The 18491-nt window shown below is 37.0% G+C and carries 23 protein-coding genes and 1 riboswitch; of the genes, 7 read left to right on the top strand and 16 right to left on the bottom strand.

Going from position 1 to position 18491, the window contains the following annotated elements; translation table 11 throughout:
* Positions 1-45: 45 nt before the first annotated feature.
* The 5 genes from AC2TFD_RS12090 to AC2TFD_RS12070 form a co-directional block, all read right to left on the bottom strand.
* Positions 46-954, bottom strand: coding sequence for an AEC family transporter (locus AC2TFD_RS12090; RefSeq protein WP_484675721.1), 909 nt, complete (start codon positions 952-954; stop codon positions 46-48).
* Between the two features lie 460 nt (positions 955-1414).
* Positions 1415-2242, bottom strand: coding sequence for a GNAT family N-acetyltransferase (locus AC2TFD_RS12085; RefSeq protein WP_484675720.1), 828 nt, complete (start codon positions 2240-2242; stop codon positions 1415-1417).
* A 21-nt stretch (positions 2243-2263) separates the two neighbouring features.
* A complete protein-coding gene (locus AC2TFD_RS12080) occupies positions 2264-2428 on the bottom strand; it encodes a Spo0E family sporulation regulatory protein-aspartic acid phosphatase (RefSeq protein ID WP_335567710.1) in 165 nt (54 codons plus the stop codon).
* 210 nt (positions 2429-2638) lie between these two features.
* Positions 2639-3676 (bottom strand): DUF3231 family protein, encoded by a 1038-nt coding sequence (locus AC2TFD_RS12075; protein ID WP_484675719.1) that lies wholly within the window; start codon positions 3674-3676, stop codon positions 2639-2641.
* Positions 3677-3809: 133 nt separating this feature from the next.
* Positions 3810-4469, bottom strand: coding sequence for an AraC family transcriptional regulator (locus tag AC2TFD_RS12070; RefSeq protein WP_484675718.1), 660 nt, complete (start codon positions 4467-4469; stop codon positions 3810-3812).
* A 203-nt stretch (positions 4470-4672) separates the two neighbouring features.
* On the opposite strand from AC2TFD_RS12070, the gene AC2TFD_RS12065 reads away from it, so the two are divergent.
* Positions 4673-5056: a hypothetical protein gene (locus tag AC2TFD_RS12065; protein ID WP_335567713.1), complete on the top strand. Its 384-nt coding sequence runs from the start codon at positions 4673-4675 to the stop codon at positions 5054-5056.
* A gap of 50 nt (positions 5057-5106) precedes the next feature.
* Here the strand turns inward: AC2TFD_RS12065 and AC2TFD_RS12060 are convergent, their stop codons facing one another.
* The 4 genes from AC2TFD_RS12060 to AC2TFD_RS12045 form a co-directional block, all read right to left on the bottom strand.
* Complete coding sequence (locus AC2TFD_RS12060; protein ID WP_484675717.1) at positions 5107-5577, bottom strand: SRPBCC family protein; 471 nt, start codon at positions 5575-5577, stop codon at positions 5107-5109.
* A 153-nt stretch (positions 5578-5730) separates the two neighbouring features.
* On the bottom strand, positions 5731-6096 hold the full coding sequence (locus tag AC2TFD_RS12055) for a VOC family protein (protein ID WP_335567715.1): 366 nt from the start codon (positions 6094-6096) through the stop codon (positions 5731-5733).
* A 120-nt stretch (positions 6097-6216) separates the two neighbouring features.
* Positions 6217-8337, bottom strand: a complete 2121-nt coding sequence (locus AC2TFD_RS12050) for a transglycosylase domain-containing protein (protein WP_484675716.1) — start codon at positions 8335-8337, stop codon at positions 6217-6219.
* A 187-nt stretch (positions 8338-8524) separates the two neighbouring features.
* Entirely contained in the window at positions 8525-8728 is a 204-nt protein-coding gene (locus AC2TFD_RS12045; RefSeq protein ID WP_335567716.1) for a Fur-regulated basic protein FbpA, read from the bottom strand.
* A 236-nt stretch (positions 8729-8964) separates the two neighbouring features.
* Here AC2TFD_RS12045 and AC2TFD_RS12040 point away from each other — a divergent pair, with 236 nt between their 5' ends.
* The 4 genes from AC2TFD_RS12040 to AC2TFD_RS12025 all read left to right on the top strand — a co-directional run bounded on the left by AC2TFD_RS12040 (position 8965) and on the right by AC2TFD_RS12025 (position 11626).
* A complete protein-coding gene (locus AC2TFD_RS12040; protein ID WP_484676300.1) occupies positions 8965-10053 on the top strand; it encodes an AbrB family transcriptional regulator in 1089 nt (362 codons plus the stop codon).
* A gap of 151 nt (positions 10054-10204) precedes the next feature.
* On the top strand, positions 10205-10648 hold the full coding sequence (locus AC2TFD_RS12035; protein ID WP_484675715.1) for a hypothetical protein: 444 nt from the start codon (positions 10205-10207) through the stop codon (positions 10646-10648).
* A 1-nt stretch (position 10649) separates the two neighbouring features.
* Positions 10650-10877 carry a helix-turn-helix transcriptional regulator gene (locus AC2TFD_RS12030; protein WP_335518672.1) on the top strand — a complete coding sequence of 76 codons (228 nt, stop codon included), beginning with the start codon at positions 10650-10652 and terminating at the stop codon, positions 10875-10877.
* Between the two features lie 44 nt (positions 10878-10921).
* Entirely contained in the window at positions 10922-11626 is a 705-nt protein-coding gene (locus AC2TFD_RS12025) for a DUF4386 domain-containing protein (RefSeq protein WP_484675714.1), read from the top strand.
* A gap of 76 nt (positions 11627-11702) precedes the next feature.
* Here the strand turns inward: AC2TFD_RS12025 and queE are convergent, their stop codons facing one another.
* The 3 genes from queE to queC are packed head-to-tail and all read right to left on the bottom strand — an operon-like array spanning position 11703 to position 13570.
* Entirely contained in the window at positions 11703-12434 is a 732-nt protein-coding gene (queE, locus tag AC2TFD_RS12020; RefSeq protein ID WP_335518667.1) for a 7-carboxy-7-deazaguanine synthase QueE, read from the bottom strand.
* On the bottom strand, positions 12431-12910 hold the full coding sequence (gene queD, locus AC2TFD_RS12015; protein ID WP_484675713.1) for a 6-carboxytetrahydropterin synthase QueD: 480 nt from the start codon (positions 12908-12910) through the stop codon (positions 12431-12433). The genes queE and queD overlap by 4 nt, the downstream gene beginning before the upstream one ends.
* Positions 12911-12913: 3 nt before the next feature.
* Positions 12914-13570: a 7-cyano-7-deazaguanine synthase QueC gene (gene queC / locus AC2TFD_RS12010; RefSeq protein WP_484675712.1), complete on the bottom strand. Its 657-nt coding sequence runs from the start codon at positions 13568-13570 to the stop codon at positions 12914-12916.
* A 214-nt stretch (positions 13571-13784) separates the two neighbouring features.
* Positions 13785-13831, top strand: a riboswitch (PreQ1 riboswitch).
* A gap of 116 nt (positions 13832-13947) precedes the next feature.
* On the opposite strand from queC, the gene queF reads away from it, so the two are divergent.
* Both queF and AC2TFD_RS12000 read left to right on the top strand, forming a co-directional pair.
* Positions 13948-14448, top strand: coding sequence for a preQ(1) synthase (gene queF, locus AC2TFD_RS12005; protein ID WP_310194520.1), 501 nt, complete (start codon positions 13948-13950; stop codon positions 14446-14448).
* 137 nt (positions 14449-14585) lie between these two features.
* Positions 14586-15116, top strand: coding sequence for a J domain-containing protein (locus AC2TFD_RS12000; RefSeq protein WP_335511224.1), 531 nt, complete (start codon positions 14586-14588; stop codon positions 15114-15116).
* An 11-nt stretch (positions 15117-15127) separates the two neighbouring features.
* Here the strand turns inward: AC2TFD_RS12000 and AC2TFD_RS11995 are convergent, their stop codons facing one another.
* From AC2TFD_RS11995 to AC2TFD_RS11980, 4 genes are all read right to left on the bottom strand, one after another.
* Entirely contained in the window at positions 15128-15553 is a 426-nt protein-coding gene (locus AC2TFD_RS11995) for an OsmC family protein (RefSeq protein ID WP_335511222.1), read from the bottom strand.
* A gap of 89 nt (positions 15554-15642) precedes the next feature.
* Positions 15643-16650 carry an aliphatic sulfonate ABC transporter substrate-binding protein gene (locus AC2TFD_RS11990; protein ID WP_484675711.1) on the bottom strand — a complete coding sequence of 336 codons (1008 nt, stop codon included), beginning with the start codon at positions 16648-16650 and terminating at the stop codon, positions 15643-15645.
* Positions 16651-16678: 28 nt separating this feature from the next.
* Positions 16679-17440 (bottom strand): ABC transporter permease, encoded by a 762-nt coding sequence (locus tag AC2TFD_RS11985; RefSeq protein WP_335511218.1) that lies wholly within the window; start codon positions 17438-17440, stop codon positions 16679-16681.
* Positions 17373-18215, bottom strand: coding sequence for an ABC transporter ATP-binding protein (locus AC2TFD_RS11980; RefSeq protein WP_484675710.1), 843 nt, complete (start codon positions 18213-18215; stop codon positions 17373-17375). The genes AC2TFD_RS11985 and AC2TFD_RS11980 overlap by 68 nt, the downstream gene beginning before the upstream one ends.
* Positions 18216-18491: the final 276 nt, after the last annotated feature.

The raw sequence follows: 18491 nt of genomic DNA, 5'->3' as shown, positions 1-18491 counted from the left end.
AGTACTTCCACAAAGAGTAGAAATTACAAATAGCAAAATTATCTATTAAATAATGTTTGCAAAAATATACAATATTACAATACTTATTAAAATCGTGATATTTGATATCGTGGCCATTAAACGAATAGATTTTGTACTATATTTAAATTCTACTGCGAACGTTATCGCAGAGGATGCAGCAGGGAGCAGCAAACCAATCAAAATCGTATAGCGAAACATCGGTTCGTATGGAAGGGTAAAATATAAGGCGATCGCTATAAGAAATCCCAAGCTATATCGGAAAGTTAAATATTTCAACAAAGGTTTAATGGTTTGTTTATCAAATGTAAAATTCAAATAAAGACCCAATAACAATAAGGACAACGGCATATTGGCTTCCGATAGTATGCTTGCAACATTAATCACTACGATTGGCAGCTTTATATGAGTGAAATTTAATATACTGGCTATGAAATAGGTCATTAAAGGAATGGATCTGCTTAGTTTTTTTATGATTTCAACTGGTTTAAGACTTAACCCTTCTTCTGAAAAATAACTGGCTAGTATATAGGCAATTCCAAAGACGATAAAGGACGCTCCAACATCAAACATACTAAAATAGGTTAATCCGTTCATTCCCCAAATAGCAAAAACGAGTGGAAAAGCAAATAAGCCGACATTGAATCCTGAAGATAGGATCAAGAAGGTCCCTTTCATTTCTTTTTCTTCATTTTTAAAAACAAGTAAACCTAAAATTGTTATTAGAATCCCATACAAAATAACAATAACGGGTATTAAAATTAACGAGGTTTCTAGTTTTACAGAATCAAATGTAACAAGTACTAAAGCAGGCAGGGTAATTTTAAAAATAAGTTTTGCAATGACTTCTCCATCTTTTTCTTGTAAGATCCTTAGGCGTTTCAATAGATACCCAAGGGCAATGATGACTATGATATAGAGAAATTCTTGGTTCATTAAAAAATACACTCCAGTTTGATCATTTAGATATGCTTTCTATCTTTCGAAGATACATAACTTTTTTATTTTAACACACAATCTTCTGTATTTTAACAGGGTAATCCTGCTGTAGGTTGTGCTGTCCAAACAAAAAGAAGCTGTCGGTAAGACAACTTCCTCTGGCACATAGCTTTATAAAATGCATTACTTAAAACCATATTCTTTTATAATAATCATATTCGAAGAGATCTAAATTTTCCTCGCTCTCCTTATTTGGGGCACACTCTTCACAAGGTTCTTCCGTCTTGTTATGGTCACATTGCTCAAATAAAAGTTCCATTGTTTGTTTCCCCTCCCCTAGTTCTTACTTTAATTATAGTGTAAGCGATTACATTTGTCTCCTATTTTTATCTGGTAAATAATTCTTATTTGATAGAATTAGCAACAAAAAAACAGAGAGAACGGTAATACCCTCTGTTTAATGGATGATTTTATAATAGTCCTGGGAATGAAAGCTTCTGAATCCACAAGACTCATAGAGTTTCAAGGCATGTGCATTTTTTGCTTCAACCTCTAAAAAAATGGATAAGCCTTTTCCGTTCTCCATTTTCACCACTTTTGATAGGGCTTTTCTCCCTATCCCTTTACCTTGCAGCTCTGGGAAAACAGCAAAACCATATATCCACGATTCACCATCTATTTCAGAAAGACGCATTTTTCCAGCTGTTTTTCCACCTGCTTCAATAATGAATCTTCTATCGGTGTTTAGATCTTGAGTTTCTTGCCTATACTGCCGTGCTTCTTTTTCGTTTAAGCCAAAGCACTGTACATCTAATTGAACCTCTGCTTCTAAATCTTCTTCCGAAAAAGAAGGTCTTATATGGATTGACTGATCATCGGATAATTCTGCTTTCTGCCATTTCATTTGATATTCAACCGTCTCTAAGGTACAAGGAATATTCTTTAAAAACTCCTTTGCGGGTTGGGATTCAGAAGGAGCATTCAACAAAATGGTTCTTACTTCGCGTTTCTTTGCCTCTGTCAATGCCAAATCAAGCAGCGTAGAAAATACTCCTCTTCTGCGAAAATCAGGATGAACCATACCGCAGATTTCTACTTTACTTCCAAAATAATAGCTTCCAAGAAATCCAACTAAATTTTCATCAACATAATGAAAAAAATCTTCTATCCGATCTTCGGACCTGTTTTCAAGCATATCAAAATTAAGCTTTAATTGAATATTGTCCTCTCTCTCACAGATCTCCTGTAGCGATTTTATATCTTTTAATTGTTCTTTCGATAACATATGTACACCCTATTCTTGTTCTTAATATGCAGATAGATTACTAAATAACTTCATTTGTAAATTTATCAGATTATCAAGCTTTTTGCTGAGTCTAATCGTTTCTTCGGATGTAAAACCACTAGACATTCCGACATTTATCATTTGTTTACGTACGTTTTCAATTTTAACTACCAAATCATTCTTCAACTCTATTCGCCCCTTGTTCAACAATAACTAGATTCTATCAAATGAAAGCGAATTCATGATAATCATTTCCATCATCAAATATCGACAGGATTAATTGACAAAATGCGATGTTCTTTATAAAAATTTTTTGACGTAAAACGTTTTATCAATCACATACGTAACGCATGAGACTTTACTAGGTCTCATGCGTAGCTTTCGTCTGCTTCTGGGCTATTTTGAAGCCAAATACTCTCGGTCAACTGCTTTGGGCGGCTGTTCCATCCAGCCGTTTTCAATGAGAATATTTGCCCCATCTTCTACAAATAATGAAACCTCTGCTAGTGATTTCATATATGCCAACCCGAGGTCTCTTCTTCCATTCACTGACATCGAGTTACCAAATGCACGCATCTTTATTGAAAACATATCAACTTTATGAAAAACCATTATTTTATCTGAAAATGGTGAAAATGTGGAAGTTGTCACTAGATGATCAATTTGTGACGGGAACGGCAAATTTTCCTTATGAAGTTTATCTTGGAAACGCTGCACTTCCTTATCCGTTATTTCTTTACCTCTTAAAAAGTAATTTCGCACCTTTTCCTTTTTGGAAACCTGACTAAACGCAATCAAAAGTGCTTTACTGGTGATGTTGTTTTCAATATTATCATAAAGATGAATGATTTCTAGTGCGTGCATTTCTCGAACATCACCGAAAAACCCATTCAAATAATTCTCCTTCTGGATAAAATCAACCTTACTTGGCACGGGAATATTCGGAGGCATCATAATGAACCCTTTTTCAATTAAAACATTGTTAATTTGGCCTAAAAGGAAGGTAGTACACGTATTGCAATGGATGAAAAATTCGCGGATATCTTCTCTCATCACAATTGGAATGGCAATTGCATATAAACTTAGTCCCGCTTTAGAAGCATATTTCAAGTAATGTACATAAAATTGATCTTCAAATAATCTAGGTGCTCCTAAATTGACATCCTCATCTGTATATCCTATCGGAATTGGAAAATTTTCCTTTGTGAAAAACTTTTCAATTGTAGTCATGAAATCAACCGTTAAATTCAATCCATTTTCAAGTAATGTTTTAATGTGCTCATCTTCTACATGTTGAAGAAAATACTTCAATATCTGATTAGACATACTATTCCCTACATAAGTAGCCCATAACTTCCCCATTTCGACGGCAGTGAACGGGTATTCAGGACTTAATTTAGATGCACTTATGTTGATTGGTTTTAATAAATCCATATGTAATCCCCTTAACCTTATTTACCCATTAGTTTTTTCATCCTTAGAAAATATATACAGAATGGTATCTATAAAGGAGAAAATGAAGGTAAAAAAAGAGGGCCGTGTCCTTGGTACAATTAGAAAAATGCCGCTATGAATCTAATTTGCGCACTGTTCTGATGATCTTGAGGTATTGGGTGTCACCCAGCCCATACTCACCAAAATTATTTATTAACGCAATTACAAGTTCATTTTCTGGGATATTTTGATCCTTTTTAATATATTGGATTAGATCACTTTCATCATTTAGATAGGTTATATATCGTTCAATCCCTTTTGCTAAGTGAATTGGATGGATAGAAGTGGGAATTTTTTTATAAATCATAACTTGATTGTAGAGCTCATAAAAACCGGCAGCATAAAGTGTGTACTCTTCAATACTTTCAAACTTATCCCCTGTTAAATGGAGTTTAACGGGCTTCTTATGCCCCGTTTTGTCGAGCCAAGCAAGGATGGTAAGCACATTGATTTGGCAGAACATATCTTCATCAAACCATAATTCGATGGTGGAAAAATCACCATTAACGAGTGGTTGCAAAGGGTTAATACTTATGTCCATATATTCTTCTTTGCTCACTTGATGAACCTTCGCACGTGTTATTATAAACTCCTGAGAAAATATCTCTCCCTTAATTTCACCAAAACACATTGCTTCGTTAAAAGGAATCATCGTTTCATCACCGAGAAAATTTGTTCTTTTAAAATAATTAAACATGGATTGTCCATTTAAAATATGTAAGGTTTTAATCATCGTTTACTACTCCTTCGTAAGTTAATATATAATGAATACTAACAATAAAGGTCTTAAATGATAATAGATATTCTCTATAAAGCCAACATTTCCTTTTTTATCCTATTTAGAATGGACAATTGTCATTTATTATTGGTACTATGACTAATAGTACATGTGAAAACCAATATTAATAGAATATAGTTGTAAAGGAGCTATTATTTATGTTCTTAGCACAGCTTCAACAAGAGGAGAAAGAGGCATTTCTTGAATTAGCAGTCTTGATTGCAAAAGTAGATGGAAATTATTCAATATTTGAAAATCCAGTGATTAAAAAATATCAAAAAGAAATGGAACTTGGGGATTATTCAGTAAGAGGGTTAGACATCGACGATATTTTGAAGATATTCAAAAATGAACGCTCTAAAAATATAGTCCTAATCGAAATTCTACGCCTTGTCTATTCTGACGGAATTGTTCATGAAAAAGAAAAAGAGTCCATTCGTTTCATAAAGGAACACTTTGGATTTGACTCCAATAAATATGGTAGTTTTAAGGAATGGATTATAGGCATAAAACAATTTGCCAATTATCCCGAGCATGATTGATATGAAAAGATGAGAGCAACGACTTTTTAGCGTTGCTCTTCTTAATCCTATTAGCGATTACGTCCTTTTCTGATAAGATAAAGATTTTTCTTGATTTCTTTCTCTAAGCTGTATAAAAATTTCTCAACTCCTTTATTTGCTCCGCCATTTAAGACTCGCTGTGCAGCCCCAGCCAGCGCACCAGTTATTTCTACATCGGAATGAATGTTGACTTTAGTGCCGCCTTGATGATCGTTTAAAATAACATCTGCTTTTCCAGTAAACTCACCTAGATTTCCTTTTCCTTTAAAAAACACATGACAGAAAGCAGGTGATTTTTCTTTCTCTAATTTGACCTCGAGTTCAAAAACATCCTTAAGCGGACCTAATTGGATATCAACTTGGGCTTGATAAAATCCGTTTGCGACTTGGACGAGTGACTTGCAGTTAGGAATAGTGTTTCTCAAAACCTTTTCATCCTTGATGTACTTCCAGACAATCTTTCTTGGCAGTCCAAAGATATGTTGGTATTCAATCTTCAACTTATCCCCTCCATTTTTGAAGGCTCTCAAGATAAAATATTTGATTGGTACAAAAATCATTCCTAAGAAAATTAAAATCAGATCGCCGGAAAGGTTGGAGTTCCTAAAAAATTTTTTTATTTTTTTCACTTAGAGTCATGAATTTCACAAAATTTAGATCCACTCTAAGATTTCAATGCGGTTCCCAAAAGGGTCGGCTGTATAAAATCGATTTGCCCCCGGAAGGTTATGATCCTCAATTACTTCAACACCTTTAGCAATTAGATGTTTTTTCAATGCTTCGATATTTTCCACCTCAAAGGCTGGATGTGCCTTTTTTGCTGGAGAAAATGGATCCTCCACACCGATATGAATTTGCGTATTACCGTTCCGAAACCATGCCCCGCCGCGCTTTTTCAATTCCTCTGGTTTTTCCATTTCTTCAAAACCTAAAATATCAATAAAAAACTTACGTGCACGATCCTCACTTCCCTTTGGTGCAGCTAGTAGAATGTGGTCAATGGCTTTGAATACAAACATTTACAATCATTCTCCTTTATAAATAACTTATACTATCCATTTTTCGCTACAAATCAATAAATCCCTTCTAACCCCTAAAAAAAGCTCGTATCTTAAGTTAGATACGAGCTTTCCCTTCCATTATTCATCTTCTTCTTCGTCTTCGTCATCTTCATTTTTTTCATCTTTGTCTTTATCCTTTTTACTTTTTTCTTTATTTCCCTTGCCTTTATTTTTGTTTTCCTTTTTCTTTTCCTTTTCTCTATCTTTCTTTGCCTTTTCTTCTCTATCTTTTCTTGCTTTTTCCTCTTTTTCTTCTTTTTCTTTTAGCCTCTTAAGTTCGCTTTTATATTTTTTCTCAACGCCTGACAAATCAAATTTTTCATCCGTTAGGATCGATTTTGACTTAGAAACTATTTCTTTAAAAATGACCGGAGTCGTACCACTGCTTGATGTTGACAAATAGTGATTTTCATCTGTTTGATCATAGCCCAGCCAAACAGCACCAACAATATTCGGGGTGTAACCGACAAACCAATGATCCTTTGTACCACTTTCGTTCGCAAACGGAAGCTGGGTTGAACCTGTTTTACCAGCGATATCAATACCATCTAGGTAAGCCTTTTTCCCAGTACCTTCATCGACCACACCTTTAAGCATGAACGTTATTTTTTGAGCAACTTCCGGATCTGTCACTTTCGTCGTTTTATCCTTCCATTTTGCAATTACCTTTCCTTCTGCATCTTCAATTTTATTTATCGCATGTGCTTCTGCCATTTCCCCATCATTCGCAAATGCAGTGTAGGCTTGTGCCATGCTTAGTGGGGAGGTTCCCTCATTCATCCCTCCGAGTGCAATTCCAAGTGAATGGTCCTCTTCTTTTAGCGGTATCCCGAATCGCTCAACTGCCTTCGTACCCTGTTCCAATCCGATTTCATTTAAAAGCCAAACTGGAGGTACATTGTATGAGTTCACCACCGCAGAATACATCGTCACTTGACCCCGGTATTGATGATCATAGTTCTTTGGCTGATATCCACCTATATTAAGCGGTCTATCCTCTAACAGGTCAAAGACTTCATAGCCTTGTTCCAGTGCCGGCGTATACACCGCCAAAGGCTTCATCGTTGAACCAGGCTGTCTAATTAATTGTGTGGCGCGGTTAAACCCTAATAAAGTATGTTCGCCTCTGCCGCCAACAAGTGCTTGAATCCCGCCATTTTCAGGGTTAATAAAAATAGCTCCACTTTGGAGCAGCTGATCCGGTTGACTCGCTGGGAATAGATTTTCATTTTGATAAACCTCTTCAGCTGCTTTTTGAATCGTCGGATTTAATTCTGTAAAAATATGAAGTCCACCAGAAAGAATTTCATTCTTTGTCAGCTCAAATTTCTTCATTGCCTCAACAATAATGTGATCTACATAGTATGGATAGCTGCCATGATAATCGTCATCCACCTTTTCTGACTGCAATACGATTTCCTGTTGTTTCGCATTATCTACATCATTTTGACTAATGTACCCTTCCTGTTCCATCAAGGAAAAGACAAGGTCTCGACGTTCCACTGCCTTTTCCATATTCTTAAAGGGAGAAAGGATGGAAGGAGCTTTAATTAATCCGGCCAGCATAGCTGATTCACTTAAGGTTAATTCACTTGCGTCTTTGCCAAAGTAAGTTTTTGCTGCACGCTGAATCCCCCATGCTCCCTCTCCAAAATAGATCTGATTTAAGTACCGCTCCATAATCTCATCTTTAGAGTAGGTGCGTTCAATTTTTTTCGTAATGATTAGCTCTTTTATCTTTCGTGTATACGTGCGTTCATGTGTCAAAAACGCATTCTTTGCTAACTGTTGTGTGACCGTACTACCGCCTGCTACGATATCACCTGAAATTGTATTTTTAACAAAAGCCTTCATAATCGCAAAATAATTAATCCCATTATGTTTATAAAAAAGTTGATCTTCTGTAGCAACCACCGCATGGATTACTTCCATCGGAATTTGGTTTATGCTGACTCCTTCAATACTGGAATTGGATATCTTACTAGCAATCTCCCCATTTTGATCATAAATAATCGTCGGCTGAGGTGCCGGTTTATTCAATTTGCTGACATCACTACTCCAAATAAAGATATTCACGATGAGGAAACAAGCTAACACAGCAATGATTCCTGCTATCATTAATTTCCTCACTAAACCCATTGATAAAAACTTACCCCAATCCCATTGTTTAGACGCCTTACTTTGCTGTCGTCTTTCCATTCGTCCCACGTCTATACCTACCTTCTAAAAATAAACATTTACATATTGCTTAATTTTAAGACGAAAATCATTTTAGTCAATATGAAATAAGTCTTACTTTTGAATGGTAAAGAAGCGGGGAACTGTGAGGAGCAGCTATTTATTATACCAATCCTAAACCCTACAACTATACAGAGTCGCAAACAATCTATAGTATAGGTTGATTCGCTTGGTCCTTTTCTTTTGTTGTTGCATCATGATTAGCCTCGAAAAACTTGTACTCTTCCTCTAGATCACTCAACGTCCATTCATACAGATGTCGATCATCTTTTTTAAACACACCCTTTTTAAGGAGTTTATCTATAAGCATTTGCCTTCGTTGTTGGACAGCGGTTCGAAGAATATTCTTCATACCATGTCACCTCCAGAAATATTTACCAGTCTTGTTTATTACCCATTCGATTTTAAACCGCTGCTTTTGGATTTTGTGTCGATTTTAGGAAAATTTACCAACTCTTAAACCAATTTTCATCTTTACTTAATAAAAGAAAAGTAATTGTATTTATTTTAATGGACAAGTAAGTGGTGTGATCAAAACTAATATTTGATATGATGATAGAAAAGACGTTAGAGGGCGTTCAATTGGTAATGAATCTTGAGGATAATAAAATACGTTTTTTGATTACATTGTTCCTTGCCCTTTTAGGCGGCATAGTGTTTACTTTTATATCTATTCCCATTCCATGGCTGCTTGGTCCAATGACGGCTGTCCTAATTGGTTCGAGGTTTAGTACCATCAAGGTTTACTGGCCGGTTCAGATACGCGATACTGGCTTGATTATTTTGGGTTATGCAATCGGTTTGTCATTTACAAAAGAGGCTGTCATCCAAATTGGGGTAAAACTTCCGATCATGCTGCTTTTAACCGTTATTTTAATTGCTTTTTGTGCCGGAATAGCCTTTTTCGTTTCCAAGCTTTCAGGCGTTGATTATCCTACCATCCTTGTAGGAAGCATTCCTGGGGGACTTACACAAATGATTACCTTTTCCGAAGAGGTAAAGGGAATCAATATTACCATCGTCACCTTTCTTCAAGTGACGCGGGTGATAATGATTATTTTTCTTGTTCCCTTTCTAATTTATGGACCGTTTTTTAAAAATACATCACCATCAACTATTGATGTAGCTGATATGGTGGATCAAGCTCCACTTTCTCCAACGCTCCTATTGTTTGCAGCAGTTTGTGTGATTTGCGCTTTCATAGGAAAAAAGATTAAATCTCCAACACCTTTTTTATTAGGTCCCATCATAGGGACAGCTATACTGACTCTATCCGGACTACCAGGACCTCATCTTCCAGACTTTATGTTAGACCTTTCGCAATTTATGATCGGCGGCTATCTAGGCTTATTGCTAAAACCAGAACAACTACAACATAAAACAAAAATATTGATCCTAGCGTTTGGCAGCGGGTTCGTTATGGTCTTATTTTCATTAGGTCTAAGCATGCTGCTTATACATTATTATGAGATTACACCTTCTACAAGTTTCTTAAGCTTATCACCTGGAGGAGCCGATCAAATGGCGGTTCTCGCACATGAGATCCGGGCCGATTTAGCGATGGTCACCGGATTTCAGTTATTCCGTCTCCTCTTCATCTTTTTTGCTGTTCCCCCTGCTTTAAGATGGATTTTTAAAAGAAAAAGGTTAAATCAAAAGGAAAAGCCTATTAGGTGATGAAATCACATCGAATAGGCTTTTCTTTTGCTTTTAAATTCATGTTTCCTCTATTTATGTAATCTTCACATTACTTCATGTCAACTTTTCTTTACATGGTGCATATAATATTTTACCAAGTGTAAAAGTGACCATACAGGAGGTGTATACCTTGACCTATCAAGAAAAGAAATGCATTGTATCATTTATCAGTGCGATACTCATTTTCGGAACGTATTGCTTGTACATGTACCCGCGGTACCCAGGAAGTCTAGAGTCGCCGGAAACCTTTCGCTATTGGGGTTCCTTCGTCCTCATTCTTCTAGTGTTTTCAATCGTCGCGCATATCATGATTAGTATTATATTTACGATCATCTATCGAATTACCAGCAAAGAAAAGGAACCTGGCTTTGCGGATGAACTGGATAAGTTAGTTGACTTGAAAGCGAATCGAAATTCTTTTTTTGTGTTTATCATCGGCTTTCTACTTGCAATGGGATCGCTTATTATCTATCAGCAGTCACAGGGGATGTTTATTATCCTAATCATCTCAGGATTCATTTCCGATTTAACCGGATCACTTACAAAATTTTATCACTATCGGAGAGGAGTGTAAGATGGGCAAAAGTCTTGTTGGCAATCATATCCGTAAATTACGATTCAATCATAATGAAATGACTCAGCAGCAATTGGCTGACAAGGTGGGCGTAACAAGACAAACCATTGTCGCACTTGAAAAGGGAAACTACTCCCCCTCGCTAGAACTGGCCTTTCGTATTGCTCACGCCTTTAACTTACCGTTGGAAGAGGTTTTCTATTATGGGGACAACAATAGTAATCTATAGGATTTATGATTGTTTTGAATTTATTTTAAAAAGGGGATAACCATATGAATTCAAACAAAAAAGCAGCAAAAATGGTCGGAATACTGTTTTTACTTGCAGCATTTACAGCGGTAATAGGTCTTAATTTATACAATCCAATCCTTAAAGATCCCGACTATTTACTTAAGGGTGCTGAACACGCCAATCAGGTGATACTAGGAGCGGTTATGGAGTTAATTCTTGTCGTTTCAGTGGTTGGTACTGCTACTACCATGTTTCCAATTTTAAGAAAGTATAATGAAACAATCGCTCTTTGGCATGTTTGTTTCAGATTTCTTGAAGGTGTTATCATTACGGTTGGTGTAATCAGCGTACTTTCACTATTGACCTTAAGCCGTGAATTTGTAGCGGCAGGCACATACGATACCTCCGCTTTTCAAGCTTCTGGGACTGTATTAAAAGCAGTACATGATTGGACATTTATGCTTGGTCCCCTTTTCATGCTAGGAATCAATACACTGATGTACAGTTATATATTCTATAAATCCAAACTCGTACCCAGGTTTATATCAATCTTGGGTATTACGGGAGCAACTCTTGTTTTTATCTGCGCGTTGTTGGTCATGTTCGGTGTATTCCCTCAAATTTCTTTTTGGGGTGCTATTTTTGCGATACCGGTAGCAGCGAATGAAATGATTTTAGCAGTATGGCTCCTTGTTAAAGGTTTCAATGAATCTGCCATTTCTTCACTGTCTGCAAAACCTAAATAAGATGGGTTTAAGAAGAAGAAAACTCGCGAGAAGCGAGTTTTTTTCTCTCTTCATTAATGTTGTTTGGCTTATGCTATTATACACCGCGTTTATTACCCCAAAGCAGAGCATGTAATTGAGGTAATACTTTGACATTGTTAAAGTGTGGGTCAGATACGACACAATTGACCAACCACTCATATTTTAATAGAAGCTTTTGAATTAATTCTTGATTATTGCCATTCGTGATATCATCGTTGCCAACCTGCAGATAGAATGGAATACCTTCATATCTTTTATGAACCATTTTAGCGTATTCCAGATCAGCTTCATCAAAGATAACAACTTTCATACTAACATTCTTTTCAAACTGGTTTTCATCCAAATTTTCAAAAATTGAATCTAATATTTCAAAATTCGTCTTCATCGTAGAACTTGGAGGCTTAGGAGAAATGGTGAGTTCGTCGATACTCAGAAACCAATCCTGCCATCTGCTTCCCTGTGTTTCAATTCCTATTTTTATCTGCTTTTCTTTTAATAAATCAATGAATGAATCTAAGTTTTTTAATAGTGCTGGGTTCCCACCTGATATAGTCACAAAGGAGAAATTATCTCCGCCAATGCGCTTTAACTCTGCCCAGATTTCTTCGGCAGTCATTTGTCTGATATCGTCTTTGCCACTGCCATCCCATGTGAAGGCTGAATCACACCAGCTGCAGGAATAATCACAGCCAGCAGTTCGGACAAACATCGTGACTTGGCCAATAACCATCCCCTCGCCTTGAATCGTGGGGCCAAAGATTTCTAAAACTGGAATAATCGTACTCATTCTTCCATCCACTCCCTTCTCGCCTCTGCATAGCTGGAAGGTGTCTCAAACAAGCGGACAAATTCTACTCTAGCACCAAAGAATTGATCCTGTCGGTCCTCTTTCGTTAAGGCTTCTTTCATTTTTTCATAAATCCAGACGACGATATTTTCAGCCGTGGTATTCATCAGCGGTAACGTTTCATTTAGATAACGATGATCGAGGTGAATTTCAATTTCATTTTTCCAAATTTCCTTAATATCTCCGAAATCCATCATTAAGCCTCTTTCATCCACAAAACCACTGATTCCGAAGATTACTTTATAGGTGTGGCCATGTAGGTTCTTGCATTTGCCTTCATAGCAATGTAGATGGTGGGCCGCGTCAAAGGTAAATTCTTTACTGACTAATACGCGCTTATTATGATATTTGAGCTCATTAAGCTGAATATCTTCATCAATTTTTTGTAGTTTATCGACGATTCTAAAGCCATACATGTCTTAAAACCTCCTATTTAGAAAGTCATCGAGTCCGCGTTTTCTTAATACACATGCCGGGCATTCCCCGCAGCCGTCGGAAATTACGCCATTATAGCAGGTTAATGTTTTTTCGCGTACAAATTCAAACGCTTCTAATTCATCGGCTAAGGCCCATGTTTCTGCTTTATTTAACCACATCAGAGGAGTGTGAATCACAAAGTTATCATCCATGGATAGGTTTAAGGTAACATTAAGCGATTTGATAAAAATATCACGGCAATCTGGATAGCCGCTGAAATCTGTTTCGCACACACCTGTCACTAAATGCTTTGCACCAACCTGACGTGCTAATACGCCGGCAAAGGTTAAGAATAAAAGGTTTCTTCCCGGAACAAACGTTGAAGGAAGTTCACCATTTTCACCGTCTTTAACTTCAATATTTGAACGTGTTAAAGCATTGGGTGCTAGCTGATTCAATAAAGACATATCTAAGATATGGTGTCTTACACCGAGTTCATAAGCTATATTTTTGGCACATTCAATCTCTAAACTATGCCGTTGATTGTAGTCGAAAGTGACAGCTTCCACCTCTTTAAATTGTTGTAATGCCCAAAATAAACAAGTAGTGCTGTCCTGCCCGCCGCTAAATACGACAATGGCTTTTTCATCTTTTAACATGTTTAAGGAAACTCCTTCCAAAATAGAAAAAGCCGTACCCCAAGATAGAAGTACCGCTTCATCTTAGTTTTTTTAACGAGGGGTGCTAGAACCTCTATTGATTTATACTGTTAGTATAATACCATAATAGAAACGAATATTGGGTATTTAATTTTTCATTTGACGTTTCTGCCAGTCTCCTTTAATATATGTAGAAGATAATACCCGTACTTGAACGGGAGAGGTTCATAGCCGATACCCTCTATAAAAAACTATGGATACATGACTCTATGCCATGTCCATACCGGACATGGTTTTTTTGTTCTTTATCCAATTAGTAGTTATAGATTGATTGCTTGAGCTTCCTAGACCATAAATTTTGACTTGGAGGTTTCTTTATGTCAGGACGCAGCCACGAAGAAGGCTTAAAAGATTTAACACTATTAGGAAATCAAAATACTAAATACTCGTTTGAATATGCACCTGAGGTTTTGGAAGCAGTCGATAATCTTCACCCGGATCGTGATTATTTCGTGAAATTTAATTGTCCGGAGTTTACTAGTTTATGTCCGCTTACCCATCAGCCGGATTTTGCAACAATGTACATTTCATATATTCCCAATCAAAAAATTGTCGAAAGTAAATCTCTAAAACTATATTTATTTAGCTTCCGCAATCACGGTGATTTCCACGAAGATTGTGTCAATATCATCATGAACGACTTAATTAAATTGCTGGACCCACGCTATATTGAGGTTTGGGGGAAATTCACTCCACGTGGCGGTATCTCCATTGATCCTTGGTGTAACTATGGCAAACCGGGTACCAAATACGAAGAAATGGCTCATTTCCGTTTAATGAACCATGACCTGTATCCAGAAAAAGTTGATAATCGTTAATTTCCTCTCCCTTGGCTGACACGCCAAGGTTTTTTATTTGTAATGAAAATTAAATAGTCTTGTAAATGTTTGAAGGTTTTTCATATGTTACATTGAATGAGTAGTTTAGTAGACGAATGAAAGAATGAGATGATCATATGTTAAATATTAAAGAGGTAACTGAACAGCTTAGAGCTACGGGAATTACAGATAGTGAACAGGTTGTTATCCGCTGGATTCTCGATGGTAAACTTAAGGCAAGAAGGACCAAGCACCTAAACCTTGAATACTCAATTCATCCAGTCGATTTAGCTTCGTTTATTTTGGAAAAGAAAATTGAGGACAAAACAAAGAAATTCGGTGTAGATTTTCATCAATGGGAAAAAACCTTTAAGGAGAATCAAACATTCAAAGAGGAAATTGAACAATTAAAAACGTCTATTCGAATTGAACAAGCAAAGAATCGATCACTAAAAAAAATGCTTAAAGCGGAGTATACTTTATCGGACTCGCCTCCCCTTACTTTGGCCTCTCTAGTAGGTCTTGATTCAAATGAGGATCCAGAAATCATTAAGAAAGAATACAAAAAATTATTAAAAGCACTTCATCCCGACCGCGGCGGAGATGAACGACTTTTTAAAGTGTTTTATGATCATTACACAAAGATAAAGGATCCAGCAAAAAGCTGAATCCTTTTTTCTTATAAAGTTTGATCTCCCTTAATCCCATTAATCGAATAACTTGCTGCGATATTAGCACTTAATGAATGGGATACAGAACAGTATTTGTCTTTGGATAATTGGATAGCACGGACTACTTTTTCTACCGGCAGGTCCCCTTCAACTGAATAGTGGACATGAAAATCAGTAAATTTCTTTGGTTCTGTGTCTGCTCGAGTTCCCTCTATTTCCATCTTAAATCCTGTTAACTCTAAACGCATTTTTTTCAAGATCATTACAATATCGATTCCTGTACAACCGGCTAGGGAATACAGGAGCAGCTCTGTTGGTCTTGCTCCGCTATTTTGTCCGCCAATCTCTGGCGCTGCATCCATTCTTAATTCATGCCCGGATGGTGTTGTACCAGAAAAAGCCATATCCCCTTGCCATGTAATCGTTGATTTCAAACTTACCAATCCTCCCTCTATGTATTTCATCCCTTATTCTACCTTAAAAAAAGGTTTTGAACTCGTAATTGAGTCCAAAACCTTTCAAATTACTTAAGTAATGATAAGTCTATCATGCCTTTTATATCGTTGCTTGGAATATAGCCAGCCTCTTTGCTGATGTCTGCCATTTCCTGAATCACCTTTTCATTTACCTCTGTTGTTACAGCAAGACGTGAGAACGCTGCGTCTACTTCATCTTTATTTAATTCTTTCCCTGTAAGATCTTTTAAGTGCTTGATGACAATTTCTTTTGCTTCTTCTGGATTGTCTTGAATGAATTGTACTGACTTTTTGTGAGCGTCAAGATATTTCTGTGATAAGTCTTTGTTTTTCAAGAAGTCTGCTCTTGCTGCAACCACTGTATTGGTAGATTCCTTGCCCCAAGCAAATTCATCCCAATCAAGAAGCAATTTTCCGTTTGCTTGGTTTTCAATTACATAACCCCATGGTTCCTGTGTTGCTGCTGCGTCTACTTGCTTTTGGATAAATAAAGAAGCTGTATCAGCTGGTGCTGCAGCAAATAAATCTACTGTACCACCACTCGTCTTCGCTTTTAAGTTAGCCTCTTTTAACGCTTTTCGCAGCATAACATCCTGCGTGCTTCCAATAACCGGGATGGCTACTTTTTTACCATCTAAATCTTCAAGCTTTTCTATGCCGCTGTGTTCAGCAGCAACTAGGACAGCTCCACCATTCACAGCACCAGAAATAAGGTGATATTCCTTATTTTTCACATAAAAGTTAAGCAATGGACCTGGTCCAACTGTACCAACATCAATCGCTTTTGTAGCCATTGCTTCCATAAATAATCCGCCATTCGCTACGGTTTTGGTTTCAATCGCTACATCTTTCCCAAAGGCTTCTTCAAAATAACCTTGTTCAAGTGCTACAATCGTTGCGATATGCGTTAGATTTGGAAAATAACCAATCTTAACGGTCTTTGCCTCTCCTCCATTACCTTTTCCTTCATCTTCTTTCGAGGATTGGGCACAACCGCTTAGCAGTCCAATAAATAAAACTGTGACTAATAGATAAAGCATAGATTTTTTAAACATTTTTTTCTCCCCTGGCTTTATAATTTTTTTAAGCTCTTTTTCGAATACCCCATTTTACTTCTACATTCCGTTCAAGCCTTGAAAAAACGACATTATCGACAATTGTACCGATAATCGCAATGATAATCATGACCGAAATAACTAAATCCATTTGACCGAGTGAACGACCCATTTCAAGCAGCTGGCCAAGTCCGCCGCCGCCGCCAAGAAGTTCTCCGGCCATTAAAGCACGCCATGAGAATGCCCAGGCAATCCGCAGCCCTGAAATTATTTGCGGAATGGATGCTGGAAGGATTACAGTCCGAAGGAAATGAAAACCACTTGAACCATAAACCTTGGCAACTCGCTGATAAAGCTGAGGTACATTCTTGAATCCGCTTGTTGCGTTAACTGTCATGGTCCACGTTGCACCGATTGTAACAATAAAAAGAATCGAAAAATCATTTAAACCAAACCAAATGATAGCTAGTGGGAACCATACAATACTTGGAATCGATTGAAGAGCCGTTACCACAAAACCAAGTGTATCTTCGACCAGTTTATAGCGCCAGATAAAGTACCCTAATATCAACCCGACAACAATTGCAATCGTAAATCCGAGGAGGATACGCCCCATACTTATACCTATAGCCAGCGTAATTTGACCACTTATTAAGCCATTAAAAAGTGTGTCGAGTACTTGCGTCAGGCTTGGGAACATAAAATCTGGAAGGCTGGAAAATCTAGATGTGACTTCCCATATCACCGCTATCGCCGCGATGAAGATGATCCGTCTTAAAGCTGTAGTCATCACCCATTTCCTCCTTCAGCACTTTTTCAATTTCTTCCTGTAATATGGATAAAATTCTTTGTTCCGTATTCACTGTCACACTATCCGGTGTAACTCCGTCCTTCATCGTTGGTACCGAAATGATTTCTTTAATTCGACCTGGCCGGGTTGCAAAAACAACGACTTCCTCGGATAAAAGAACTGCCTCTCTTATATTGTGAGTGATAAAGAAGATCGTAACTTTTGTCTTCCGCCAAATATCAAGCAGCTCTTTATGAAGCACCATTCTTGTCTGCTCATCAAGCGCCGAGAACGGCTCGTCCATTAACAGGATGTCAGGCTCCATTACTAAGGCTCTTGCAATGGAAACCCTCTGTTTCATTCCCCCTGACAACTCATGTGGATAGGAATTTACGTATCGGCTGAGGTGAACCATTTTTAGAACATCAAGCGCTTTTCTCTTTGCCTCTTCTTTTGGCATCTTCTTTAGATTGAGTCCGTAGATTACATTTTCTAAAACAGTCAGCCATGGAAATAAACCTGCTTCTTGAAAAACTACTACTCTTTCAGGCCCTGGTTTTGTAACCGCGTTACCATCAACAGTGATTTCTCCGCGATCGGCTTTATCAAGTCCCGCTACTAGGTAGAGTAATGTAGATTTTCCACAGCCTGATGGTCCAACAATCGAAACAAAGCTGCCTTTTTTAACCTTTAAATTTATTCCATCAAGAACTTTCACGTTTTCTTTTCTATCATTAATAAAGCTTTTCTCAATTCCATCAATGGTTAAATACAACTAAATTCACCTCTTTTTAATTCCAAGTAAAACTATTGGTTTTATTATATTATAAAGAAAACGGAAGTCAACAATTATTCTATCATTCTGTTAAATTTTCTTTTATCTTCTAATATTTCCCCATTTGTGAAGTTAAATGAGTAATAGAAAAAGTGCTGATTCCTCCTTTAGAATCATCACTTTCTAATATTTTTCTACATATGACCATCCATAGTATTAAATTCCCGTCGTTATTTGCAAAAACATTACTATTTGTTAAAGAAACTGGAGATTTGT

The organism is Neobacillus sp. plas4 (assembly GCF_057221695.1).
This window is presented reverse-complemented; position numbering and strand designations above follow the sequence as displayed.